The organism is Pseudorhodoferax sp., from assembly GCF_047601025.1.
Taxonomy (GTDB): domain Bacteria; phylum Pseudomonadota; class Gammaproteobacteria; order Burkholderiales; family Burkholderiaceae_C; genus Pseudorhodoferax.
In genome coordinates this window covers 196,482-220,135 of sequence record NZ_JASGJZ010000001.1, presented here as the reverse complement: position 1 = coordinate 220,135, position 23,654 = coordinate 196,482, and the positions used below count along the sequence as shown (strand labels likewise).

The 23,654-nt window shown below is 70.5% G+C and carries 23 protein-coding genes; 10 read left to right on the top strand and 13 right to left on the bottom strand.

Going from position 1 to position 23,654, the window contains the following annotated elements; all coding sequences use genetic code 11:
• Window positions 1–3 precede the first annotated feature (3 nt).
• A complete protein-coding gene (locus QM782_RS01040) occupies window positions 4–900 on the top strand; it encodes an alpha/beta fold hydrolase (protein ID WP_415205563.1) in 897 nt (298 codons plus the stop codon).
• Between the two features lie 25 nt (window positions 901–925).
• Window positions 926–1,909 (top strand): Bug family tripartite tricarboxylate transporter substrate binding protein, encoded by a 984-nt coding sequence (locus tag QM782_RS01035; protein ID WP_415201082.1) that lies wholly within the window; start codon window positions 926–928, stop codon window positions 1,907–1,909.
• Between the two features lie 150 nt (window positions 1,910–2,059).
• Here QM782_RS01035 and QM782_RS01030 read toward each other — a convergent pair whose 3' ends face one another.
• From QM782_RS01030 to QM782_RS01000, 7 genes are read right to left on the bottom strand one after another with little or no spacing between them, the layout of a single operon-like run.
• A complete protein-coding gene (locus QM782_RS01030) occupies window positions 2,060–2,833 on the bottom strand; it encodes a carboxymuconolactone decarboxylase family protein (RefSeq protein ID WP_415201081.1) in 774 nt (257 codons plus the stop codon).
• Window positions 2,830–4,053, bottom strand: a complete 1,224-nt coding sequence (locus tag QM782_RS01025) for an SDR family NAD(P)-dependent oxidoreductase (RefSeq protein WP_415201080.1) — start codon at window positions 4,051–4,053, stop codon at window positions 2,830–2,832. Before QM782_RS01025 ends, QM782_RS01030 begins: the two co-directional genes overlap by 4 nt.
• 16 nt (window positions 4,054–4,069) lie before the next feature.
• Window positions 4,070–4,828: an SDR family NAD(P)-dependent oxidoreductase gene (locus tag QM782_RS01020; protein WP_415201079.1), complete on the bottom strand. Its 759-nt coding sequence runs from the start codon at window positions 4,826–4,828 to the stop codon at window positions 4,070–4,072.
• A 15-nt stretch (window positions 4,829–4,843) separates the two neighbouring features.
• Complete coding sequence (locus tag QM782_RS01015; RefSeq protein WP_415201078.1) at window positions 4,844–5,800, bottom strand: acyl-CoA dehydrogenase family protein; 957 nt, start codon at window positions 5,798–5,800, stop codon at window positions 4,844–4,846.
• A 2-nt stretch (window positions 5,801–5,802) separates the two neighbouring features.
• Window positions 5,803–7,005 (bottom strand): acyl-CoA dehydrogenase family protein, encoded by a 1,203-nt coding sequence (locus QM782_RS01010; protein ID WP_415201077.1) that lies wholly within the window; start codon window positions 7,003–7,005, stop codon window positions 5,803–5,805.
• Between the two features lie 7 nt (window positions 7,006–7,012).
• On the bottom strand, window positions 7,013–9,142 hold the full coding sequence (locus QM782_RS01005) for an acetate--CoA ligase family protein (protein WP_415201076.1): 2,130 nt from the start codon (window positions 9,140–9,142) through the stop codon (window positions 7,013–7,015).
• Window positions 9,143–9,144: 2 nt separating this feature from the next.
• Window positions 9,145–9,915 carry an enoyl-CoA hydratase/isomerase family protein gene (locus QM782_RS01000; protein WP_415201075.1) on the bottom strand — a complete coding sequence of 257 codons (771 nt, stop codon included), beginning with the start codon at window positions 9,913–9,915 and terminating at the stop codon, window positions 9,145–9,147.
• Between the two features lie 384 nt (window positions 9,916–10,299).
• Between QM782_RS01000 and QM782_RS00995 the strand changes: the two genes are divergently transcribed.
• A complete protein-coding gene (locus QM782_RS00995) occupies window positions 10,300–11,172 on the top strand; it encodes an SMP-30/gluconolactonase/LRE family protein (protein WP_415201074.1) in 873 nt (290 codons plus the stop codon).
• A gap of 47 nt (window positions 11,173–11,219) precedes the next feature.
• On the opposite strand, the gene QM782_RS00990 is transcribed toward QM782_RS00995, so the two are convergent.
• Window positions 11,220–12,161: a LysR family transcriptional regulator gene (locus QM782_RS00990; protein ID WP_415201073.1), complete on the bottom strand. Its 942-nt coding sequence runs from the start codon at window positions 12,159–12,161 to the stop codon at window positions 11,220–11,222.
• Between the two features lie 128 nt (window positions 12,162–12,289).
• Here QM782_RS00990 and QM782_RS00985 point away from each other — a divergent pair, with 128 nt between their 5' ends.
• From QM782_RS00985 to QM782_RS00955, 7 genes are all read left to right on the top strand, one after another.
• Window positions 12,290–13,369, top strand: a complete 1,080-nt coding sequence (locus tag QM782_RS00985) for an LLM class flavin-dependent oxidoreductase (protein WP_415201072.1) — start codon at window positions 12,290–12,292, stop codon at window positions 13,367–13,369.
• Window positions 13,370–13,398: 29 nt separating this feature from the next.
• Window positions 13,399–14,385, top strand: a complete 987-nt coding sequence (locus QM782_RS00980) for a Bug family tripartite tricarboxylate transporter substrate binding protein (RefSeq protein ID WP_415201071.1) — start codon at window positions 13,399–13,401, stop codon at window positions 14,383–14,385.
• A 192-nt stretch (window positions 14,386–14,577) separates the two neighbouring features.
• The gene (locus QM782_RS00975; protein ID WP_415201070.1) at window positions 14,578–15,645 is read left to right on the top strand and encodes an LLM class flavin-dependent oxidoreductase; all 1,068 of its coding nucleotides are present in this window, start codon (window positions 14,578–14,580) and stop codon (window positions 15,643–15,645) included.
• Between the two features lie 5 nt (window positions 15,646–15,650).
• Window positions 15,651–16,433: an SDR family NAD(P)-dependent oxidoreductase gene (locus QM782_RS00970; RefSeq protein WP_415201069.1), complete on the top strand. Its 783-nt coding sequence runs from the start codon at window positions 15,651–15,653 to the stop codon at window positions 16,431–16,433.
• Between the two features lie 8 nt (window positions 16,434–16,441).
• Entirely contained in the window at window positions 16,442–16,810 is a 369-nt protein-coding gene (locus QM782_RS00965; RefSeq protein WP_415201068.1) for a VOC family protein, read from the top strand.
• Window positions 16,807–17,781 carry a flavin reductase gene (locus QM782_RS00960; RefSeq protein ID WP_415201067.1) on the top strand — a complete coding sequence of 325 codons (975 nt, stop codon included), beginning with the start codon at window positions 16,807–16,809 and terminating at the stop codon, window positions 17,779–17,781. The genes QM782_RS00965 and QM782_RS00960 overlap by 4 nt, the downstream gene beginning before the upstream one ends.
• Before the next feature lie 99 nt (window positions 17,782–17,880).
• Complete coding sequence (locus QM782_RS00955; protein WP_415201066.1) at window positions 17,881–18,855, top strand: Bug family tripartite tricarboxylate transporter substrate binding protein; 975 nt, start codon at window positions 17,881–17,883, stop codon at window positions 18,853–18,855.
• A 59-nt stretch (window positions 18,856–18,914) separates the two neighbouring features.
• On the opposite strand, the gene QM782_RS00950 is transcribed toward QM782_RS00955, so the two are convergent.
• From QM782_RS00950 to QM782_RS00930, 5 genes are all read right to left on the bottom strand, one after another.
• Window positions 18,915–19,712 (bottom strand): M15 family metallopeptidase, encoded by a 798-nt coding sequence (locus tag QM782_RS00950; protein WP_415201065.1) that lies wholly within the window; start codon window positions 19,710–19,712, stop codon window positions 18,915–18,917.
• A 545-nt stretch (window positions 19,713–20,257) separates the two neighbouring features.
• Complete coding sequence (locus QM782_RS00945) at window positions 20,258–21,706, bottom strand: diguanylate cyclase (protein WP_415201064.1); 1,449 nt, start codon at window positions 21,704–21,706, stop codon at window positions 20,258–20,260.
• Between the two features lie 77 nt (window positions 21,707–21,783).
• A complete protein-coding gene (locus QM782_RS00940; protein ID WP_415201063.1) occupies window positions 21,784–22,854 on the bottom strand; it encodes a 6-phosphofructokinase in 1,071 nt (356 codons plus the stop codon).
• A gap of 107 nt (window positions 22,855–22,961) precedes the next feature.
• Window positions 22,962–23,378, bottom strand: coding sequence for a type II toxin-antitoxin system VapC family toxin (locus QM782_RS00935; protein ID WP_415201062.1), 417 nt, complete (start codon window positions 23,376–23,378; stop codon window positions 22,962–22,964).
• Entirely contained in the window at window positions 23,375–23,650 is a 276-nt protein-coding gene (locus QM782_RS00930; RefSeq protein ID WP_415201061.1) for an antitoxin, read from the bottom strand. The genes QM782_RS00935 and QM782_RS00930 overlap by 4 nt, the downstream gene beginning before the upstream one ends.
• Window positions 23,651–23,654 lie beyond the last annotated feature (4 nt).

The following is a 23,654-nucleotide window of genomic DNA, read 5'->3' as shown; positions in this document are numbered from 1 at the left end:
GAGGTGCCGCGCAGCCCCGAGCTGTTCGCGCAGGCGAACGGGCTGCAGCTGTGCTACCAGACCTTCGGCCGGCCGTCGGACCCGCCGATGCTGCTGATCATGGGCATGGGCGCGCAGATGGTGGGCTGGGACGACGAGTTCTGCGAGGCCCTGGCGCTGCGGGGCTTCTGGGTGGTGCGTTTCGACAACCGCGATGCCGGCCGCTCGACCCGGCTCGACAGCGCCGGCGTGCCCAACGTGACGCTGGCCATGACGCGCGCCTGGCTGCGCCGGCCCGTGGCCGCACCCTATCTGCTGCGCGACATGGCGCGCGACGTGACCGGGCTGATGGACGCTCTGGGCATTGCCAAGGCGCACTTGGTGGGCGCCTCGATGGGCGGCACCATCGCGCAGACGCTGGCCATCGCGGAGCCGGCGCGTGTGCGGACGATGACCTCGATCATGTCCACCACTGGCGCGCCCGATCTGCCGGCGCCGCAGTACGGCGCCATGTCGGCCATTTTCAAGCCGGCACCGAGTTCGCTCGACGGTTATACGGCCCACTACATCCAGACCTGGAAGCAACTGCGCGTTGGCCTGTTCGAGGAAGAGGAGGCCCGCGACCGTGCGCGCGCCCTGCGCAACCACACGCGCGGCCTGCACCCGGCGGGGGGCGCTCGACAACTGGTGGCGATCCTCGCCTCGGGCAGCCGGCGCGAGGCGCTGAGGAACGTGACCGTGCCGACGCTGGTGATCCACGGCGACGTGGACCCGCTGGTCCCCCTGGCGGCGGGGCGGGACACGGCCGCCAGCATTCCCGGTGCCGAGCTGATGGTGCTGCCCGGAATGGGCCACACACTGCCCTTGCGCATGTGGCCGCGCATCCTGGACGGCATTACCCGATTGGCGCAACGCGCCTGAGATGCTTCATAACGAGGAGACTTGCATGCATGATGCTCATATCCACCGGCGGACCCTCCTGGCGTCCGCACTCGCCCTGCTGGGCACCCCGGCGCTGGCGCAGGGCGCCGCCTGGCCGAGCAAACCGATCCGCCTGGTCGCACCGGGCGCCGCCGGCGACGGCGTGGACATCTTCGCGCGCATGCTGGCCGGGCCGCTGCAGGAGGCGCTGAAGCAGCCGGTCTATGTGGAAAACAAGGTCGGCGCCAACAGCGTGATCGGCAACGACTTCGTGGCCAAGGCCGCGCCCGATGGCTACACCATGCTGCTGTCGCCGTCGTCGTCGATCGCGATCAGCCCGATCGTGCTGCCCAAGATGCCCTACGACACGCAGAAGGACCTGCTGCCGGTGGCCCAGGTGGGTGCCAGCGGCGTGCTGCTGATCGCCAACCCGGCCAGCGGCTTCAAGAACCTGGCGGACATGGTGCGCTACGCGCGCGCCAACCCGGGCAAGCTGTCCTACGGCAGCTGGGGCAATGGCTCCACCGGCCACCTGGCGATGGAAGGCATCAAGGCTTACTACGGGCTGGACATGCCGCACGTGCCCTACAAAGGCACGGCCACCGAACTGAACGACCTGCTGGCCAACAACATCGGCGTGGGCTTCCTCGACATCGCCTCGCCGGTGCCGCACATCCAGACCGGCAAGCTGGTGGCGCTGGGCGTGACGGGGACCGGCCGCGGCCCGGCGCTGCAGCAGGTGCCCACGCTGACCGAGCAGGGCTACAAGTTCGACGTGGACGGCTGGTACGGCGTGTTCGTGCCGGCGAAGACGCCGCAGCCGATCGTGCAGCGGCTCAACCAGGAGATCAACCGCATCCTGGCGACGGAGGAGACCCAGAAGAAGTTCGCCGCGCTGAACATGCCCAAGCCGCCGATCAAGACGGCCGAACAGTTCGCCGCCACGGTCAGCAGCGACATCGCGACCTGGCAAGGGCTGGCGAAAACGGCCAAGCTCACCAACGAGTAGGCGCGCCCTTGCCCTCAGGCACTGCGCCTGCTTTGGCGGGTTCAGGCTTTGCAGCAGCGGCACCAGCGGTCGGACCCGGCTCGCATGCAGCGGGCCAGTTCCTCCAGCGTGTCCCCTGGAGTGCCCGGAAAGCGGTGCGCGGCGCTGCCGTCAGCCGCCGGGCGCCGGCGGGGCGCCCGCGCCCGCGTCCCGGACCTGCTGGAACACGTCGGCCCCCAGCGCGGTCCCATGCACGGCCAGGTGGGCGCCGAGTTGGATGGCCTGCTGCAGTTCGGCCGCCGGCACGCCCTGCGCCAGGGCGGTGGTCACGATCTGCCGCACCGCCTCTGCGTTGAACGCGGTGAAGCACGCGTGCAGGGCGAGCTGCACGATGCTGCGCTCGGCCGGGGTCAGCCCGCCCTCGGGACGGCCGTGCTCGATGAAGTCCAGCAGCACCTCGGCATAGCCCGGGTCGCGGCGCGCCAGGCTGGCCAGGGACAGGGCGTGCGCGGGGCCGACGCGGGCGATGCGCTGCTGCAGCCGGGCATCGATGGCCGGCTCACCAGGCGACGCCGTCAGCTCGGCCAGGATGTCGCTGGCCTGGCACACGCTGGCCACGCCTTGCACGGCGACCAGGTGCAGCACGTCGAACAGGTCGGCCTGCGTGGCGCCGACCTCGAGCGCGCGCCGCAGGTGGGTCTGCAGGCCGGACGCGAACAGGTGCGAGGACGAGGCGTCCAGTGCCACGTAGACCAGCTCGACCATGCGCGGCGTCAGCGGCCCGGTGCGCGCCGGGTAGCCGGCGTAGCGCGCGTACTGTTGCAGGAAGCCGGGGCTCAGGTCGAGCAGGGTCTCGGTCCACGGCCGCCAGTAGCCGCGCTCGGCGATGAAGAAGGCCTTGATCTGCGCGCGCAGCGCACCGTCGGCGATGCCCGTGGTGTTCATGCGGCCTCCTGGGTTGCGATGTCTCGGCAGACCAATGTCTGCCCGGTCAGGTATTGCGCGGCGGCCCCGCACACGTAGCGCAGCAGCGCATGCAGGGACTGCGGCTCGGCGTGGGGCGGGACTTCCAGCGCGTTGATGCGCAGCGCGCGGCCGCCCCATTCGCAGGCCAGGGTCGCCACCAGCATGCGGGCGGCGGCGGCGTCGCCCGCGTCCTGCCAGCGGGTGGGCCGTGCGCGCGGCAGCAGCAGGGTCAGGCTGGCCCGTTGCGTGTGGCGCGCGGCGAAGCGGCTGGCGGCCGCGTGCACGGCCTGCAGCAGGCTGGCCGGCGCCGCCTGCAGCGGCGACAGATCGAGGCAGGCGGCGTAGTGCGTGGCGGATGGGCTGGCGGGCGCGGCGGCCTGCCACGGCGCTGCGTCGCCCCCTGCGACCTCCAGTTGCAGCGGCAGGTCCAGGGACTGCGGCGCCAGCTCCGCCGGCGCGAAGCGCTGGCTGCCGCCGTAGATGGACGAGCCGCCGTTCACGGCCAGCACCTGCCCGCTCAAGGGCCGTGCTCCGCGGCTGGCCAGGAAGTACAGCGCCTGCGCCATCTCGGCCGGCGCGGCCATGCGGCCCAGCGGGATCTTGCCGACGGCCGCGTCGGGCTGCAGCCGGCCGGCCTGGATCAGCCCGTCCACCAGCTCGGTGCGCACGAAGCCCGGCGCCAGCACCGTCACGCACCACTCCGGATGCGCCTGCGCCAGGGCCTGCGTCTGGGCGATCAGCCCGGCCTTGCTCGGGCTGTAGGCACCGCGCCAGGGGATGGCCTGCAGGCCGGCGCCGGAGGACACGTTGACCACCCGCGCGCCGGGTCGGAGCAGCGCGCTGCAGGCATCGACCACGGCAGCGGGCGCAGCCAGGTTGAGCGCCAGAAGGCGGCCCATCTGCGCTGCGTCCTGCTGGGCCAGCGGCGTGTTCGACGCGTCGGACATGCCGGCGTTGTTGACGATGGCGTCCAGCGCGGGCGTGCCCTGGGCCAGCGTGGCGATCTGCTGTCCATCGGTCAGGTCGACGCAGCGCAGCACGTGCGCACCACCAGTCGGCGCGGGCAGGGCCGCGCCGACCTGCTGCAAGGCGGCGGCGTTGTGGTCGACCAGCACGCATTGCCAGCCGGCGGCGGCGAACAGCCGTGCCGTGTCGCGCCCGATGCCGGATGCGGCGCCGGTGATCAGAACCGTCTGCATGTTCCGGCCCCGCGCGTCAGATGTTCGTCAAGGTGATGCCGCCGTCGACCGTCAAGGCCTGCGCCGTCATGAAGCTCGCCTCGTCGCTGGCCAGGAAGCAGATGGCGCGCGCGATGTCCTGCACGGTGCCCAGCCGGCCCAGCGGCGTGCGGGCGATCCGGTTGGCGTCGCGCTCGGCGTTGCGGTTGCGCTGCGTGCCCTCGGTGGGCACGGCGGACGGGCAGACCGCGTTCACGCGGATGTTGCGCGCTCCCAGCTCGGCTGCCGCCGCGCGGGTGATGCCCAGGATGCCGGCCTTGATGCCCGAATACACCACCGAGTTGGCGGCCGAGCGCAGCGCCGCGACCGAGGCCACGTTGACGATGGCGCCGCCGCGCTGCGGGTCCATCACGGCCACCGCCTCCTGCAGGCTCCAGATGACGGACTTGAAGCCCACGTCCAGCATGCGCTCGATGGTCTCCGGCATGATGTCCGCAATGGCCTGGTAGCGCACCCAGGCCGCGTTGTTGACGAGGATGTCCAGCCGCCGGGCGTGCGCGAACGCGCGCTGGATGGCCTCGCGCATGCCCTCGCGGCTGGCGATGTTGACCGGCGCGCCGAAGGCCTGGCCGCCGCGGCCGTGGATGTCGTCGACCACCGGCGCGACCAGTTCCTCCTTGAGGTCGTTCACGCAGACGATGGCGCCGCGCGCGGCCATCTGCAGCGCCGTCTCGCGGCCGATGCCGGCGCCGGCACCGGTGATGAGGGCCACGCGGCCGAGCAGGTCCTGGTGCATCGGTGTTCCTTGGGTTCAGGCGGAGTGGATGAAGTCGCGGCCGACCTGGCGGGCCAGCGCGCCGGAGCCGAAGGCGGCGTCGAACTTGCGCACCTCGCGCAGCGACACATGCAGCGGCAGCTCCCAGGTGAAGCCCATGCCGCCATGCAGGTGGATGGACTTCTCCAGCACGAAGGCGGCGCTGGACAGGGCGTTGGCCAGCACCGGCCGGGTGGCGCGCGGCTGGCCGTACTCGTCCGCATCCAGCACGCGCTGGATGCCCGCGTGGGCGGCCTCCTGCAGCAGCCGCATGCGCGCCAGCAGGTGGCGCACGGCTTGCTTGGCCGACAGCGGGCGGCCGAACTGCACGCGGGTCGCCAGGTAGGCGGCCGTGGCGGCGAGCGCGCCCTCGGCGGCACCGTGGACGAGGCCGGCCACCAGGATGTCGCGCTCGCGCTGCAGCGCGCCGAACGCGGCGGCATCCAGCGTGGCCAGCACCCGGGCGTGGTCCAGTCCCAGCCAGGACTGCGGGTGGTCCGGGTCCAGCGCCGGGTCGTCCTCGATCCGGACGGTGGCCAGGTCGAGCAGGGCCGCGCCGCCCTGGCCGTCGGCCACCAGCACCCAGTCGCTGGCGCGGGCATGGCGCGCCTGGCCGGCATAGCCGTCCTGCAGGCTGCCCTGCAGCGCCCAGGTGGCGATGCGCGTGCCGCCGGCCAGCTCGGCCGCCAGCGCGGAGCTGCCCAGCGCCTTGGCGACGAGGATGGTTTCCAGCAGCGGCCACTGCAGGCGCAGCCTGCCGGCTTCGGCCACGATGGGCAGCGCGAACGCGGTGCCCAGGGCCAGGCCGCCCGCGTCCTCGTCGGCGCACACGCCGCACAGCCCGGCGCCGGCCAGCACCCGGGCGGCCTCGCGGAAGCTGCGGGCCTGCGCGTCGGCGATGGCCGCGGCCGCGGCCTGGGCGAATTCCTCGGGCTGGAGGTCTTGGTCCGACATGGTCAGAGGTCCTTGGGCAAGTGCATGATGCGGTCGGCGATGATGTCCAGCTGCACTTCCGTGGTGCCGGCGTAGATGGTCTCGGCGCGGGCGAACAGGTAGCCGGTGCTGAAGTGCTGGCGGGCGCGCCGGGCCAGCGCGCTGGAGCGCGGCGTCACGTGCGACACCAGCGACAGCGCCAGGCCGGCGAAGGCCTGGTGGCACTCGGACCAGTACAGCTTGGTCAACGAGCCGCGCGCGCCGATCTTCTCGCCCGCGACCATCTGGCGCACCGTGCGCTCGACCAGGCCCTTGAGCGCGTCGATCTCGCCCACCACCTCGCCGATGCGGCGCTGCGTGTGGCCGTCGTCCAGCAGCGTGGCCAGCAGCGGGTCGGACCGGCAGGCCGCGACCAACTGGCGCAGCTCGCACTCGAAACGCCAGGCGCGGTACATGCGGTTGGTCGCGCGTTCGATGGACAGCACGCGGATGGCCGCGTTCCAGCCCTCGTCCGGCGCGCCCAGGCGCGCGCCGTCGGGCACCACCACGTCGTCGAAGAAGACTTCGGCGAACGACTCCTTGCCGTCGATGGACTTGATCGGCACCACGCGGATGCCGGGTGTGTCCATGGGTACGGCGAACATCAGCAGGCCGCGGTGCTTGTCGGCCACCGTGCCGGTGCGCGTCAGCAGCAGGCAGTAGTGGGCCTTGGCCGCGCCGCTGGTCCAGATCTTCTGGCCGTTGATGCGCCAGCTGTCGCCTTCGGGCACGGCCCTGGTGCGCAGCCGCGCCAGGTCGGAGCCGGCGTCGGGTTCGGAAAAGCCTTGGCACCAGAAATGCCGCATGGCCAGGATGTTCGGCAGGAACAGCTGCTTCTGCTGCTCGGTGCCCACGGTCTGGATGATGGGGCCGGCCAGTTCCTTGCCGATCGAGCTCACGCTCTCGGGCATGGCCAGCGCGCCGATCTCCTTGTTGACGGCCAGGTGCTCGCGCAGCGTCAGGCCCAGGCCGCCGTAGGCCTTGGGCCAGGTCATCCCGGCCAGGCCGGCCCGGTGCATCGCGGCTTCCCAGTCGCGGCATTCGTCCAGCGTGGGCGTGCGGTAGTCCAGGCTGTCCGCGCGCATGTGCGCGGGCAGGTGGGCGCGCAGCCATTGGCGCGCGTACTGGCGGTAGGCGGCCGGGCCGGCGGCGGCGTCCGGGATGGCCGGGTTCTGGTCCATGTGCATGGGGCCTTCAGTGGGTGGGGGCGGGCACCATCAGCGCGTCGAGCACGAGGACGCCTTCGCCCTCGGGCCGGACCAGGATGGGGTTCATGTCGATCTCGGCCACGTCGGCGGCGTGGCGGCAGGCGAACTCGGAGAGCCGGGCCACGGTGCGCGCGGCGGCGGCCACGTCGGCCTTGGGCTGGCCGCGTGCGCCGTCCAGCAGTGGGAACATCCTCAGGCTGCGGATCATGCGCAGCGCTTCGTCCTCGGAGACCGGCGCCACCTGGACCGCCACGTCCTTGAGGATCTCGGCATAGATGCCGCCCAGGCCGACCATGACGACCGGGCCGAACACCGGGTCGCGCGAGACGCCGGCGATCAGCTCCACGCCGCCGCGCACCATGGGCGCCACCAGCACGCCGTCCAGCCGCGCCGCGGGGGCGTGCTGCCGCGCGCTGGCCATCAGGCGGTCGAAGGCCTCGCGTACGGCCGCGTCGTCCTGCAGGTTCAGCGCCACGCCGCCGATCTCGGTCTTGTGGGCGATGTCCTCCGATGCGATCTTGAGCACGACGGGGTAGCCCGTGGCGCGGGCGCTGCGCACGGCTTCGTCGGCCGAGCCCACCACCTCTTCGCGCGGCACCGGGATGCCGGCCGCGGCGAGGGCCTGCTTGGCATGGAACTCGTTGCGGAACACGGCCGGGTCCACCGGGTCGCGCGGGCCATCGTAGGCCGCCGCGGCGGGCAGGGCGGCGAGCCGGCCCAGCCGCACCAGGCCGGCCAGCCCGGTCGCCGCCGCCGGGATGCCGGGGAACACCGGGATGCCCAGCGCACGGATTTCGGCCACCGCGTCGGGCGGGCCCTGGCTGATCAGGACCAGCAGCCGATCGGGGTGGCTGGCGCGGATCTTCTCCAGCGCCTCCAGGTACACGCCGCGCAGGCGCGGGTTGTACAGCGACAGGGCCAGCAGCAGCACCAGCGTGCTGCCGTTCGCATCGTCCTGCAGCGCGGTCAGCATCTTCAGCAGGATGTCGGGCCGTGCCGACATCTGGGCCGAGGCATCCACCGGGTTGTGGGTGCCCGCGGTGGGCACGGCCTCGCGGATCCGCGCCCGGGTGCTGTCGGCCAGCGCGGGCAGCGTCATGCCGGCCTGCACCATCGCGTCGGCCATCATGATGCCGAAGCCGCCCGAGGCCGCGACCAGGGTCACGGCGTCGGTCGAGGGCAGGCGTTCCGCGCCGAGCAGCACGGCGGCGTGGCCGACGTCGAGCAGTTCCTCGAACGAGTGCACGCGCAGCGCGCCGTAGCGGCGGAACACGGCGTCGAACACCGCGTCGGAGCCGGTCAGCGCGCCGGTGTGCGAGGCGGCCGCCGCCTGGCCCTGCGCGGTGGCGCCGATCTTCAGCACGATGACCGGCTTGCGCCGGTGGCGCGCCATGTCCAGGGCCTCGGCCAGCCGGCCGGCGTGGCGGCAGGTCTCCATGCAGCACAGGATGATGGTGGTGGCCGGGTCCTCGGCCAGCGCGGCGATGCCGTCGGCCACGTCCACGTCGGCCTCGTTGCCGGTGGCGACGAAGCGGCTCACGCCCAGGCCGCGGTCGGCCATGTTGCGCATGGTGAAGCTGCCGATGTTGCCGGACTGCGAGACGATGCCCACCTGGCCCGCAGGCGGCAGGCTCTGCTCCAGCGCGATCGAGAACGAGCCGACCAGCTTGTCCACCACGCTCACGGCGCCCAGGCAGTTCGGGCCCAGCAGGCGCATGCCATGCGTGCGCGCCACGTGGACCAGCTCGGCCTGCAGCGCGGCGCCCTCGGGACCGGCCTCGGCGAAGCCGGTGGACAGCACGATCACGCCACGCACGCCGCGCGCGGCGCAGTCGCGCACGGCCTGCAGCGTGGCGGCGGCCGGCACGGCCAGGATGGCCAGTTGCGGCGCCGTGGGTGTGTCCAGGATCGAGGCATAGGCCGGCAGGCCCTGCAGCATCCCGCCCCTGGGATTGATGGGGTAGATCGCGCCGGCGTAGCCGTACTTGCGCAGCAGCTGCACCGGGCGGCCGCCGATCTTGGTGATGTCGTCGGAGGCGCCGACCACGGCGACGCCGTCGGCCTGGAAGAACGCGTCCAGCCCCGCGCCGGGGGCGGCTTGCACCTGGGCCGGCATGCTCAGCGCCCCTTGAAGACGGGCGCGCGCTTTTCCAGGAAGGCCATGCGGGCTTCGCGTGCGTCCTCGGTCTTGGACAGGGCGACGGTGAACTCCTGCTCGAAGCGGTAGGCGTCGCGCTGCGGCATTACGTCGACCATGTTGGCGGCGCGCTTGGCGTACGCGATGGCCAGCGGAGCCTTGGACGCGATCTCGCGCGCCAGCGCCGTGGTCACGGGCAGCAGATCCTTCTCGGCGACCACGTCCTCGATCACGTTGCGCTTGAGCAGGTCGTGTGCGGTCAGGCGCTGGCCGGTGAAGAACATGCGGCGCAGCGTGGAGCGGCCGAACAGGGTCTTGAGCATCGAGGCGCCGCCGGCCAGGCCGACGTTGATCTCGGGCATGCCGACCGTGGCGTTCTCGGACGCATACAGGATGTCGCAGGCCGCCGCCAGGCCGAAGCCCGCGCCCAGGGCCGCGCCGTTGATGGCGGCGATGACAGGCTTGGTGCATTCGCGGATCGCGTTGCCGGTCTCGCGGGTGATGCGGTTGTGCTCCAGGAAGTCGCCGGCGATCTCGGCGCTGGGACGGTCCTTCAGGTCGGCGCCGGCGCAGAACATGGTGCCGGTGCCCGTCAGCACCGCGCAGCGGATGTCGTCGCGCTCGGCGATGGCATCGAAGGTGGCCACGATCTGGCGGCGCATGGCGCGGTTCAGCGCATTGACCGGCGGGCGGTCCAGCGTGACCAGGCCGACACCGTCGGACACTTCCAGGCGAACCCATTCTTCACTCATGCACCACCTCTGTTTTTGAAAGCCGGCTTGCCGCGGCAAGAATCACAGGACATCGCACCGGTCGACAAACAGCCCGTTCCGGCGCGGGAAGTTCTGTCCTGGCTTCGCAGACCGGGCGGCTTGCGCTGGTTTGTCTCGAGGGCGATACGCTGGCTGGATTGTAGAAATGGCGCCTGACATCACTCCTGTCGAATCCGCGGTACTGTTCTGCAAGAAATGCAGGACTCGCGGGGCGGCGTGGGAGATGGCCTGGCTATCATCCAGCAGGCTGATATTCAATGGATGGAGAATCGAATGATTTCAGCCGCTGTGAATTGAATCTGCAGTTTCAGGGTTTGCCAATCGACCATGAATATCCAGCGCCTTGGAGATTTGAAAACCGCATTGGGAGAATCCCCGGTATGGCATGGCGGGCGGCTGTGGCTGCTGGACTGCCGCGCCGGGCTGGTGCTGGCGCTGGATCCGGACACGGGCGCGGTGGCCGCGCGCCACCCCGTGCCGCCCCCGCTGGGGTCGTTCGCGTTCAACGGCGACGACGGCGCGGGCATCGTGCTGGCGTTGAAGGAAGAGATCGCCGCGCTCGACCTGCGCAGCGGGCAACTGCGCACGCTGGCGCGCATCGAGGCCAGCCATCCGCAGCTGCGCCTGAACGACGGCACGGCGCTGGCCGACGGCAGCTTCGTGGTGGGCACCATGCATGTGCCGCGCGAGCCGGGCGAGGTGCCGCTGGGCGGGCTGTACCGGCTCGATCCGCAACTGCATCTGCACAAGCTCGACGACGGCCTGGGCATCAGCAACGGCCCCTGCGTGAGCCCGCTCGACGGCCGCCTGCATGTGGCCGACAGCAGCGAGCGCGTGGTCTATTCGTACCGGATCGAGGCCGACGGCCGCCTGGCCGACAAGCGCGTGTTCCTGCGGACCGAGGCGTATGGCTCGGGGCCGGATGGCTGCGCTTTCGACACCGCGGGGGGGCTGTGGATGGCGCTGGTGCGGGTGGGGGCCCTGGCCCGCTTCGACCCGCAGGGGCGGCTCACGCACAGGATCGACCTGCCGGTTACCCATCCGAGCGCGCTGTGCTTCGGCGGCCCGGGCATGGCCGACCTGTTCGTCACCAGCATCAGCGACAGCGGGCGGTTGCAGGCCACCGGCCCGCTGGACGGCGCCGTACTCAAGCTGAGCGGCCTGGGCTTTGCCGGCATGGCGCGCCCGGTGTGCCAGCTGCGCTCACCAGATATAGATAGACGGCCGCCGTCCTGACGGGCTGCGGTGCGAGCGCCTTCGGGCGGCCGGGCGGCGCCCAGGGCTCAGTTGCCGGCGCTCGGGGCATGCAGGCCGGCGGCCTTGCCATGGGCGGCGAAGCGCAGCTCGGGCCCGGCCACGTGCTCGGCCACGAAATCCAGGAACAGGCGGATCTTCGCGGGGATGATGGGTGTGTCCAGGATGGTGGCGTACATGCCCTCGTCGAAGCCCTTGTTGCTGATCCGGTAGCCGTCCAGCACGCGCACCAGCCAGCCCATGCGGATGTCGTTGGCCACGGTGTAGTCGTCCAGCAGCACCAGGCCTTCACCCAGGCGCGCCAGTTCCAGCAGCGCGATGCCGCTGTTGCTGACATGGCGGGGCTGGAACGCGATTTCGCTGAGCTGCCCGTCCCGCTTGAACATCCAGGTGATCTGGTCGCCGGGCAGCTGGTAGGCCAGGCAGTCGTGCGCCAGGATGTCCTCGGGCTGGCGCAAGGGCGGTTTGCCGGCCAGGTAGGCGGGCGTGGCCACCAGGTGGCGGTCGCTCTGGAACAGCATGCGCCGCTTGACACCGGCTTCCACCGGCGGCGAGATGCGGAAGTCGATGTCGAACTGGTCGCGCCGCAGGTCCACGGCGGCCTCGGTCAGCGTCAGCTCGATGTGGATCGCCGGGTAGCGCTTGCGGAAGGCCGCGATCAGCGCCGGCAGCACGCCCAGGCCGAACATCACGCGCGAATGCACGCGCAGCAGGCCCTGCGGCGCGGTGCTGATGGCGGTGATGTTGCTCTGCAGCTCCTTGATGCGCCACAGGATGCTTTCGAGCTCACGCGCGTACTCCTGGCCGGATTCGGTCAGCGTGACTTGGCGCGTGGAGCGCAGCAGCAGCTTGACCTTCAGCTCCTCCTCGATGTCCGTGATCATGCGCGACACGCCGGTCGCCGAGATGCCGAACCGGCGCGCCGTCTCCGAAAAGTTGCGCGTCTGCGAGATCGACAGGAACAGTTCCATGGCGCGCAATCTATCCATGAATCCTCCGGATTTTGCAGTTCACATCTGCAGTTTCTGCGATAGCCAGAACAGCTTGGCTCCCTAGAATTTGACAACCCTTGCGGCTGCACCTTTTGCGGAGAAGATTCATGGAATTCGGCGTATTCATTCTTGCCCAACAGCGGGGTTATCACCAGACATCCCAGCAGGTCATCAATAACTCGATCGAGCAGACCATCGCGGCAGAACAAGCAGGTTTCCATAATGCCTGGTACGCCGAGCACCATTTCAACAATTACTCGCTGTCGCCCTCGCCGCTGATGATGGTGGCCCACATGGCGGGCAAGACCCAGCGCATTCGCCTGGGCACGGCGGTCTGCATCCTGCCACTCTACCAACCCGCGCGCTTCCTGGCCGAGGTGGGCTTTGCCGACACCGTGTCCAACGGCCGGCTCGACCTGGGCGTGGGCTCGGGCTACCAGCAGTTCGAATTCGAGCGCTTCGGCGTGCAGATCGCGGACGCCAGCACCATCTACAACGAATTCCTCGACATCCTGCACCAGGGCATGACCGAGAAGATCTTCTCGTACGAGGGCAAGTTCCTGAAGATGCCGCGCAGTTCCATCGCGGTGCGCTGCGTGCAGGAGCCGATGCCGCCGCTGTGGATCACCTCCGGCAACCCGGTCGCGCTGGGCCGCGGCGTGCGCGAGCACCACAACCTGTTCGTCACCGCGCTGCTGAACGGCAACGAGGCCATCGGCAGCCTGCGGGAACGCCTGGTGAAGGTGGCCGACGACAACGGCAAGGATCTGGACCGCGACGTGAAGTTCGGCTTTCTGCGCTGCGCCTACGCGTCCGACAACGACGCCGAGATCGCCGCCTATCTGGATTGCGCGCGCTTCCAACGCCGCATCTCCGAGAGCCTGAAGTACCGCCGGGCGCAGTCCGAGGACGGCTACATGGTCAGGGAGGTGCCGTCCGATACCGACCCGACGATGGAGCAGCTGCGCAAGAACCTGCCGGTGGGCTCGGTCAACCAGGTGATCGACAAGATGCTGGAGGAGATCAGCATCCTGCGGCCCAAGCACATCGCGCTGCAGACGCAGCTCGGCGACTTCGACCAGAAAACCATGCTCAAGCAGATCGAGCTCTGGGGCGAACGGATCATCCCGGCCATCCAGAAGGAACTGGCGCGCAGCCCCGTTGCCGCGCAGGCCGTGGGGGCCTGAGCCCTTCACCGAACAATCAAGGAGACTGAATGATCCCGACTTCCATCCACCGACGAACCCTGCTGCTCGGCGGCCTGCTGCTCGGCACCGGAATCCAGGCCGAGGCCGACACGGGCGACTGGCCGGCACGGCCGGTCCGCATCGTGGTCGCCGGATCGGCGGGCGCGGGCGGCGACATCTTCGCGCGCCTGATCGCCGAGCCCTTGTCCAAGGCACTCAAGCAGCCCGTCGTGGTGGAGCCCAAGGCCGGCGCCAACGGCCTGATCGCGTGCGACACCGTGGCCAAGTCGCCGGCTGACGGCTACACACTGCTGTTCGCGCCGTCGTCCGCCATCCTGATCAATCCGGTCATCCACGCCAAGATGCCGTACGACACGGAAAAGGACCTGACGCCCGTGGCGCAGGTAGGCGCGGCCGGCATCCTGCTCGTGGCCAACCCCAGCACGGGCTTCAAGAACCTGGCCGACATGGTGGCCTATGCCAAGGCCCACCCGGGCAAGCTGGCCTATGGTTCCTGGGGTACCGGCTCCTCGGGCCACCTGGCCATGGAAGGCATCAAGGCGCACTACGGGCTGGACATGCCGCACGCGCCCTACAAGACGCTGGTCTCGGAAGTGGCCGACCTGATCGGCAACAACATCAGCGTAGGCTTCACCGACATCCAGTCGCCGCTGCCCCACATGCGCGCGGGCAAGCTCGTGGGGCTGGGCCAGACTGGCTCGCAACGCTGGCCGGCCACGCAGGACTTGCCCACGCTGTCCGAGCAGGGCTACAAGTTCGAGGCCGATGGCTGGTATGGCGTATTCGTCCCGGCCGGCACGCCGCAGGCCATCGTCGACCGGCTCAACGAAGAGATCAACCGGCTGCAGAAGACCGATGCGGTGCGCCAGAAGATCGAGGGCCAGAACATGATCGTGCCAGTGAGCCGGACGGCCAGGGAGTACGCGGCGTCCATCAAGAAGGATGCAGAGATCTGGCAGGGTCTGGCCCGCGTGACGGAGTTGAAGGACAAGTAGGGCGGCTGACCGCCGTGCGTTCGTTCAACCGGGGCCACGGCCCCGGTTTTCGTTGGCGCGTGCGGCCCGTCGCGGCGGTCGATCCCGCAGTTTTCTGCAGGACTGAACCACGCCGCTTCCATATTCCCGATGGACAGGGCCAGCCACAGAATTCATCGCATCGGACCGCCCTCTTCAGCAACGGAGCACCCCATGGAATTCGGCGTCTTCATCCTCGCGCAGCAACGTGGCTACCACCAGACTTCGCAACAGGTCATCCAGAACTCGATCGAGCAGACCGTGGTGGCCGAGCAGGCCGGCTTCAACACCGCCTGGTATGCCGAGCACCACTTCAACAACTACTCGCTGTCGCCTTCGCCGCTGATGATGATCGCGCACATGGCGGCCCAGACGCAGCGCATCCGGCTGGGCACGGCGGTGTGCGTTCTTCCGCTGTACCACCCGGCCCGCTTCCTGGCTGAGGTCGGCTTCGTGGACACCGTGTCCAACGGCCGGCTGGACCTGGGCGTGGGCTCGGGCTACCAGCAGTTCGAGTTCCAACGCTTCGGCATCGGGATCGACGATGCGGCCGCGATCTACGACGAGTTCCTGGACATCATTCCCAGCGGGCTGACGCGCAAGGCCGTGGCCTACGATGGCCGGTTCCTGCAGCTGCCGCCCAGCTCGATCGCGGTGCGCCCGGTGCAGGACCCGATGCCGCCGCTGTGGATCACCTCGGGCGACCCGGCCGCGCTGGGGCGCGGTGTGCGCGAGGGCCACAACCTGTTCGTGACGGCGTTGCTCCAGGGCACCGAGGCCGTCATGGCGCTGCGCGAGCGCCTGGTGAAGGTGGCCGACGACAACGGCAAGGATCTGGACCGCGACGTGAAGTTCGGCTTCCTGCGCTGCGCCTACGCGTCCGACAACGACGCCGAGATCGCCGCCTATCTGGATTGCGCGCGCTTCCAACGTCGCATCTCCGAGAGCCTGAAGTACCGCCGGGCGCAGTCCGAGGACGGCTACATGGTCAGGGAGGTGCCGTCCGATACCGACCCGACGATGGAGCAACTGCGCAGGAACCTGCCGGTGGGCTCGGTCAACCAGGTGATCGACAAGATGCTGGAGGAGATCGGCATCCTGCGGCCCAAGCACATCGCGCTGCAGACGCAACTGGGCGACTTCGACCAGAAGACCATGCTGCGCCAGATCGAGCTGTGGGGCGAGCGCATCATTCCGGCGATCCGCCAGGAAGTCGAATCCATGAACGCGGTGGCCGCGTGATGCCCATGCAGTTGCCGACGTTCGACAGCCGGGCCTTGCGGGGCAGCGTGGCGGTCGTCACCGGCGCATCCGGCGGGCTGGGCCTGGCCATCTGCCAGCAGCTGCAGGCCATGGGGGCGCAGGTGGTGCAGGCCGACATCCGCCACGCGGCCGCACCAGGCGAGATGGACGGCGCGCTGGCCGTGCACTGCGACATCGCGGACCCGGCCTCCATCGCCGCGATGGCCGAACTGACGCGCGCGCGCTTCGGCCGCTGCGATGTGCTGGTCAACAACGCCGCCATCACGGCGCAGCCGGTCGGGCTGGAAGACCTGCCGATCGACCTGTGGGACCGCATCTTCCGCGTGAACCTGCGCGGCGCCCTGCTGTGCGCGCAGGCGCTGGTTCCGATGATGTTCGCGCAGCAGGCGGGCAGCATCGTCAACGTGGCCTCGATCGCCGCGCAATCGCCCTCGCGTGTCGGCGCCTACGGCCCGACCAAGGCGGCGCTGCAGGCATTGACGCGCCAGATGGCGGTGGAGTGGGGGCCGCGCGGCCTGCGTGCCAACTCGGTCAGCCCGGGTATGGTGCGCACGCCGCTGTCAGAGCCGCACTACCGCGACGAGGGCGTGCTCCAGCGCCGCACCGCGCGCATTCCCGCGCGGCGCCTGGGCCTGCCGGCCGACATCGCCGGCGCGGTGGGCTTCCTGGCCAGCGACGCGTCTGCCTACGTCAACGGGCAAGACCTGGTGGTCGACGGTGGCTTCCTCAAGGCTTCGCTCAGCAACCTTTACCAACCCGACCGATGAGACACGCCATGGAATCGCCCAAACGCCTGCAGAACGTGTTCGTCGTGGCCGAGCGGCCCGCCGAACTCCACGCCTTCTATGCCTCGGCTCTCGGCCTGCAGCTGAAGTTCCGCGACCAGGACCGCTGGATCCAGTACGCCGTGGGCAACACCAGCGTGGCACTGGCCTGCCGCGCAGAGGCGGTGCCCGCCACCTCTGGTGTCGTCATGGTGTTCGAGGTGGACGACTTCACCGCCACGGCCGAGCGCGTGGCCGCTGCGGGCGGTGAGGTGCTGGGCACGCGCGACATGGGCACGCACGGCGTGGTGCTTTCGCTGCGCGACCCCGAGGGCAACATCGTTCAACTCTTCAAGCGCCAGGAGACACCTGCACCATGACCGATCCGACGACACCCGCCACGGTCATCGATCCCAAGCTGTTCCGCCAGCTGCTGGGCTGCTTTCCGACCGGAGTGGCCGTGATCACCACCACCACCGCCGAGGGCCGGCCCGTGGGCCTGACCTGCAACTCGTTCAGCTCCGTGTCGCTGGAGCCGCCGCTGGTGCTGTTCAGCCTGCGCAAGGCCAGCAGCCTGCTGGGCACCTTCGTGGCGGCCGAGAACTTTGCGATCAACATCCTGTCGCAGCGCCAGGATGCGCTGTCCGGCCGCTTCGCGTCGAGCAGGATCGCCGACAAGTTCGAGGGCGTGGACTGGGCTCCCGGTCCGCTGGGCACGCCGTTGATCGACGACTGCCTGGCCAGCTTCGAGTGCCGCGTCCATGCACGCCACGAGGCCGGCGACCACGACATCTTCATCGGCGAGGTCCGGCACATGGGCACCGGCTCCAGCGAGCATGCGCTGGTGTTCTACAAAGGCGCCTACATGATGCTGGCCGAGTCGCTGCGCAAGCGGGTGCTCGAAGGCCGGCTGGACACGCCCGCCATCGACGAGGCTTACCGCGCGCTGTACGGCACCTTGCTGCGTCTGGCCTGCGCGCGCGCTTCGGAGGCCGAGGTGGACGCGGTGGAGGCGGCCACGCACGAGATCGAGCAGCTCCAGGGCGCGGAGGCTCTGCCGCAACGCATCGAGGCGATCGCGCGCTTCTTCTCGTCGATTGCTCTGGCCGGCCACAACGAGGCCTTGGGCTTGATGGCGCAGACCATGACGGCCGTGCTGCGCGAGCGCTTGACGCATGTCGTGCCGTCGCCGGCCAGGCCCGACGTCTATCCGCTGCGGCGCAAACTCGTGCGCTGCCTGCGCGTGCGCGATGCGGACGGCGCTGTCGCAGCGCTGGACGAGTTGATTACCACTTTGCGCAGAGACAGCGGGGCGTGGGCCGCGACGGACGCGGTGGCCGTGCCGTCCTGAACCCGGTCCACAGCCGCCGGCAGGTGCGCGGCCTTGCGCCACAATCCCCGGCGGATGCGCCAAATGGCAGCGCATCGCCAACCGAAAGGGATGCATCGCATGTGGAAAAGACGAGACCTGCTGGCGGCCGGCGCCGCAGCGGTACTGCTGCCGTGCGCCGCCCGGGCGCAGACCTTCCCGTCCAAGCCGATCAAGATCGTGGTGCCCAACGCGGCCGGCGGCGGCGCCGACCTGACCGCGCGCACCGTGGGCCAGAAGCTGGCCGAGGTGCTGGGCCAGCCCGTCATCATCGACAACAAGCCCAGCGCCGGCGGCATCGTCGCCGGTGAGCAGGTGGCGCGTGCGCCGGCCGACGGCCACACGCTGCTGCTGGTGTCGGCCGGCACGGCGGTCAGCGAGGCGCTGTTCAAGTCGCTGCCGTTCGACACGCTGAAGGACTTCAAGCCCGTGTCCATGATGGCCAGCTTCGACCTGGCGATCGCGGTGGCGCAGAACAGCCGCTTCAGGACACTCGGCGATCTGCTGGCCCATGCCAAGGCGCACCCGGGCCAGCTCAACATCGGCACGCCGCAGATCGGCACCACGCAGAACCTGGCGACCGAGCTGTTCAAGACCACGGCCGGCATCGATGCGCAGATCGTGCCGTTCAACGGCACGCCGCCGGTGATCACGGCGCTGCGCGGCGGCCAGCTCGACGCGATGATCGACCTGCTGGGCCCGCTGATGCCGCAGATCACCGGCGGCGCGCTGCGCCCGCTGGCCGTGCTGGGTGCCAAGCGCGCGGTGCAGCTGCCGGACGTGCCCACCGCGCGCGAGACCGGCGGCAGCCTGGCGCAGTTCGACGTGTCGTCGTGGAACGGCCTGTCCGTGCCGGCCGGCACGCCGGCCGACGTGGTGGCGCGCCTGAACAAGGCCGTCAACACCGTGGTCGCCCAGGCCGACGTGAAGGACAAGCTGCTCAAGCTGAACCAGGTCGCCCAGGGCAGCACGTCCGAGGAAGTGCAGGCCCGCCTGGAGCGCGAGATCCGCCGCTGGAACGAGGTGATCGCGCGGGCCAACATTCCCAAGCAGTGAACCGTCTGTGATGTGACGGCGGCGTCAGGCCGTGGCGACGGCACGGCCCTGGCGGCCGGTCACGCCGGGGGCCGGGCGGGTTCCGTACGGCGCAGGACGCCGGGGCGCCGCAGCTCGACGTGGCCCAGGTCTTTCAGGCTGCGCCAGCTGCCGCCCCAGACCAGGCCGGCGGACTGCGCGACGGCGCCGTACAGCGCATAGCCGCGGGCCGCCCGCGGGTCCTGCTCGCTGATGACGATGCGGCCGTCGATGATGAAGGCGCTGTCGGCGGCCAGTCCGTACTGGTGGTAGCTCGCGCCCGCGGTCGCGTAGGTGACGGTGGGGCCCAGGGCCGCGAGTTCGGCTTGGCGCTCGGGGCTGCGGTAGCCCTCCAGCAGCACCATCTCGTAGCCGTGCTGGTCGCGCATCACCTGGTAGACGGCGAGCAGGCGGCTGCGGAACTCGGCGTCGAGCAATTCCCACTGGCGGCTTGCCGTCGCGATGGCCGGGCGGGCGCGCTCCAGCTCGCGCGTCATGAACAGCTCCGGCGGCAGCGGCGCCGGCGGCACCAGGTTCTCGCCTTCGAGCAGGCGAGCCACCTGCGGATTGACGCCGCGGCTGGCGGTGTGGTCGTAGCCGTCGTAGGCATTCCGGTCGCGCAGCCAGAGCGTGGCGGCCGGGACTGCCGCCAGCACCACGGCGGCGGCGCAGACCCATCGCGCCGACGCGCGCAGGCCGATGCGGGCCGCCGCTGCCGCCCAGGGGCGCAGCCGCCAGGCCGCGCGTTCGCGGACCCGCTGCCACAGGCCCGGCATCGCGAGCCGCGCGGCCAGGGCGGACACGAGCAGGACATAGACGGCAGCGGCAAGAAACAGCACGGCGGGAAGGTCGGGAAGGAGGCGGCATGGGATTGTCGATTTGAAACCAAACGTATCCATGTATGCAATCGGTGAACTTTCGACACTTATGCGCAATAGTGGCGGTGTGCTCCCGTGTCGCCGAAGGGCTCCCGGCGCCGGAGCGGGCGCAGAGCGCCGCCAGGCGGTGCCTTGGTAGCAGCGGGCGGGGCGCGTCGAGGCCGGATCGGCCGGCCGCTTCTCGGAAGCGGTGAACTTGGAAACAGCCGTTGACTGGTCGGAACGCGGGCAAGTACTTGCTGCCCTTTGGAATGGATCGACTGTGCGGCTCACCCATTCGGAACTGCGCCGCAGTTGCCGAAAACGGCCGCAACCCCGTGCCAATACTTGTTTTTTCTTGTTTTCGACATCACCCAACTGCCGTTTCTCGGGTGAATGGATCGATCGCGCCCACGACGGGGAGCGCCAGGCCACAGGCGTAGGCGCGAGCTGTGCAGTCCTGGCAGGTCACCAGGACAACGACTGCAATGCCCGCAGGGGGCTTGGCGTGCCTCGGCCTGAACTTCTCAGGCGACGACGCGGTTGCGGCCGGCGTGCTTGGCTTCGTAGAGCGCGCGGTCCGCGGCCTGCAGCATCTGGTCGAGCTGGGCCGGGGCGGGCGAGGCGGTGTCGACGCCGATGCTGACGGTCACCGTCAGGCGGCGGCCGTCGCCGATCGCCACGGGACGGTTGGCGCAGGCCTGGCGCATGCTCTCGGCGATCCGCATGGCCTGCTGCGCGTCGCATCCGGGCAGCAGTACGGCGAATTCCTCGCCGCCGAGGCGGCCGAGCAGTGGCGGGCCGGGGGGCAGCCGGCTGCGCAGCGCATGGGCCACGTGCACGATGACCATGTCGCCGGCCGAGTGCCCGTAGTTGTCGTTGACGGACTTGAACCGGTCGATGTCCAGGATCAGCAGCCCGGCCGGCTGGCCGGCCTCGCGCGCGGCCGCCAGCGCCCGGCCGGCCTGCTCCGCGAAGGCACGGCGGTTCATCATGCCGGTCAGCGGATCGTGTTCCGCCATGTGGCGCAGCCGCGCCAGCAGCGCGGTGTTCGCCGCCACGGCGCTGGCCACGGCGATCGGCGACAGCGCGATCATCGTGATGCCCACGCGGACCGACATCAGCATCTGCGGCGTGTCGATCGCCACCGCCATGTTCAGGTGGCCCCTGGAAAGGGCCACCAGCGTCCAGGCCGTGGTCAGCAGCGTCAGCACGGAGGTGGTGAACACCCCGTAGCGCATGCCGCACCACAGCAGCGCCGGCACCGGAAACGCCAGCGCGCCCGGGCCGCCGACCGCCAGCGCGCAGCCCAGCGAGGCGAGCAGCGCCAGCAGCGGCCCCAGCCGCCGCCAGTGCGGCAGGTTGGCGCGCCACTGGCGCGGCACGCGCCGGGGCACGGCGGCCGGTATCGACAGCATCGCGGGCAGGATGGCGATGTAGTTGAACATCTCGCTGACGAACCAGGCGCAGGCGGACTGCAGCGCCGGGCGGCCGAAGGCGATCGGCCCGACGACGGCGCCGGCGGCAGCGGCGGCGCCCGCGGCCAGCATGACGACGAGCAGCATCTGCAGCACGCTGCCGACGCCCTGCAGCCGGCGCGCCTCCGAGCCCGGCCTGGCCATCAGCAGGTAGCAGCTCACCACGCTGGCGAAGTTGCACAGCGTCAGCAGCACCGAGATCGGCAGGGCATCGCCGGCCAGGTAGCCCGCCAGCAGATAGCCCGCGGCCGCGCCGACCCAGCCGGCGGTGGTGTCCAGCCGTGGATAGCGCAGCATGATGCCCAGCAGCAGGGCGTTGGCCGGCCAGAACACGGCCAACTGGCCGGTCAGCCGCGTCCAGACGCCGAACAGGCAGGCGGCGGTGACGATGGCGGCGACCACCAAGCCGCCTGCCAGCTGGTCGCCAAGACTCGCCGATGCAGCGGCCGCCGCGCCAGGGTGGTCGGCCTGCTGCAGCGAGTCGCGCTGGGAATCCATGAAATACATCGCGTCATCTGCCGGGTCGCCTGAGTATGCCTTGGCGCGCGCCACCGGTGCAGCGCCGGCGCGCCGGGTCAGGCGCCGGCCGGCGGCTCGCCCAGCGCCACGCCGATCTGCCGCGCGCAGCGCAGCAGCGGATGGTCCGCCGGCACCTGCCGGCTGCGGCCGGCCACGCTGGCCACCGGCACGCTGGTGAGCCGGCCGTGCTGCAGCGTGACCATGCGGTCGAACTGCCCCTCGATCACCAGCTGCGCCGCGGTGTTGCCGTACTGGGTGGCCAGCACGCGGTCGAAGGCCGTGGGCGGGCCGCCGCGCTGCACGTGGCCCAGCACCGTGGTGCGCACCTCGCTCGCGATCAGCGGCTGCAGCTGCGCCTGCAGCGCATGGCCCACGCCGCCCAGGCGCACCGGCTCGGGGCTGCCGGCGATGCGCTCGCGCACGGTCTGCGCGCCGCCGCGCGGCTTGGCGCCCTCGGCGATGCAGACCACGGTGTGGCGCCGGCGCGCCGCGCGCGTGCGGCAGACGTCGGCGACGGCTTCGACGTCGTAGTCGATCTCCGGCAGCAGGATCACGTCGGCCGCGCCGGCGATGCCGGCCTCCAGCGCGATCCAGCCGGCGTTGCGGCCCATGGTCTCCACGATCATCACGCGGCCGTGGCTCTGCGCCGTGGTCTGGATGCGTTCCAGCGCCTCGGTGACGGTGGCCACGGCGGTGTCGAAGCCGAAGCTGCGGTCGCAGCCCGCGATGTCGTTGTCGATGGTCTTGGGCACGCCGACCATGGGCAGGCCACGCTCGGCCAGCGCGTGGCCGATGGTCATGGTGCCGTCGCCGCCGATCACGACCAGCGCCTCCAGCCCCAGGGTCTCGCGCGCGTAGCGCACCACCTCGTCGCGCCGGTCGCGGCCCTGCCAGTCGAGCGGGCTGGCGCGGTTGTGGGTGCCCAGCACCGTGCCGCCCACGGCCACGATGCCGCTCACGTCGTCCCAGCCGAGCGGGCGCACGCGCTGCTCCATCAGGCCGAGGAAGCCGTCCTCGATGCCGACGACCTCGGCCCCGCACTGGCGGATCAGCGATTTGGTGACGGCGCGCAGCACCGCGTTCAGGCCCGGGCAGTCGCCGCCGCCGGTCAGCATTCCGATGCGCATGGGCAATGGTTCCGTGGAGTGAGGGTGCCGAGAGGGTAGTTCAGAGTGGGTGCCGCCGGTGGCGCGGCGGGTTCAGGGCCTGCCGGGCCGTCGCGCTTGCGCTTCTGTCAGGGGGGCGACGATGGCCGCAGCCAGTTCTCGACCACAAGGCCTGGCACGCGGGCGAAGTGCCGCGTGTTGTCCGTGACCACGACGGCCCCGCGCGCGAGCGCGTGCGCCGCGATCATCTCGTCGAAGTCTCCGATCGGCTGGCCGCGCGACCGCAGGTCGGCGCGCAGGACGCCGTGCCGGTCCGCGGCGTCGGCGTCCCAAGGCAGCACGGGTGCGATGCGCAGGAATTCATCCACCAGCTGGTGCAGCCGCGTGGCTTCGGGGCGGAGCGCCGCGCCGAAGCGGATTTCCGACCGCGTGACCGCCGAAATGCACCATCGGCCGGGCGCCAGCGCCTGCAGCCGTGCGTCGAATGCAGGGTGGCCGCGCATGGCTGCGCTGGCGGCATTCGTGTCCAGCAGATAGAGGGTCACTCGTTCCAGCCTGCGAACGGGTCGCGCGTCTCGCTGCCTTGCCGGCGTTCGTCGGCACCGAGGAAGTCGTCCGGCACGTTGGCCCCGATCCGGGCCCGCCGCTGCATGAAGGCCTCCCAGTCGGCCGGAGCCCGGGCGGACAGGATCACATCGCCCGTCGCGGTGTCGCGGCGGATGTAGACCTCCGAAAGATCGTCGAAGCGGAACTCGGCCGGAAGCCGTACGGCCTGGCTGCCGCCCGAGGCGAACAGCTTGGCAGTCGCAATGGGCATGTCA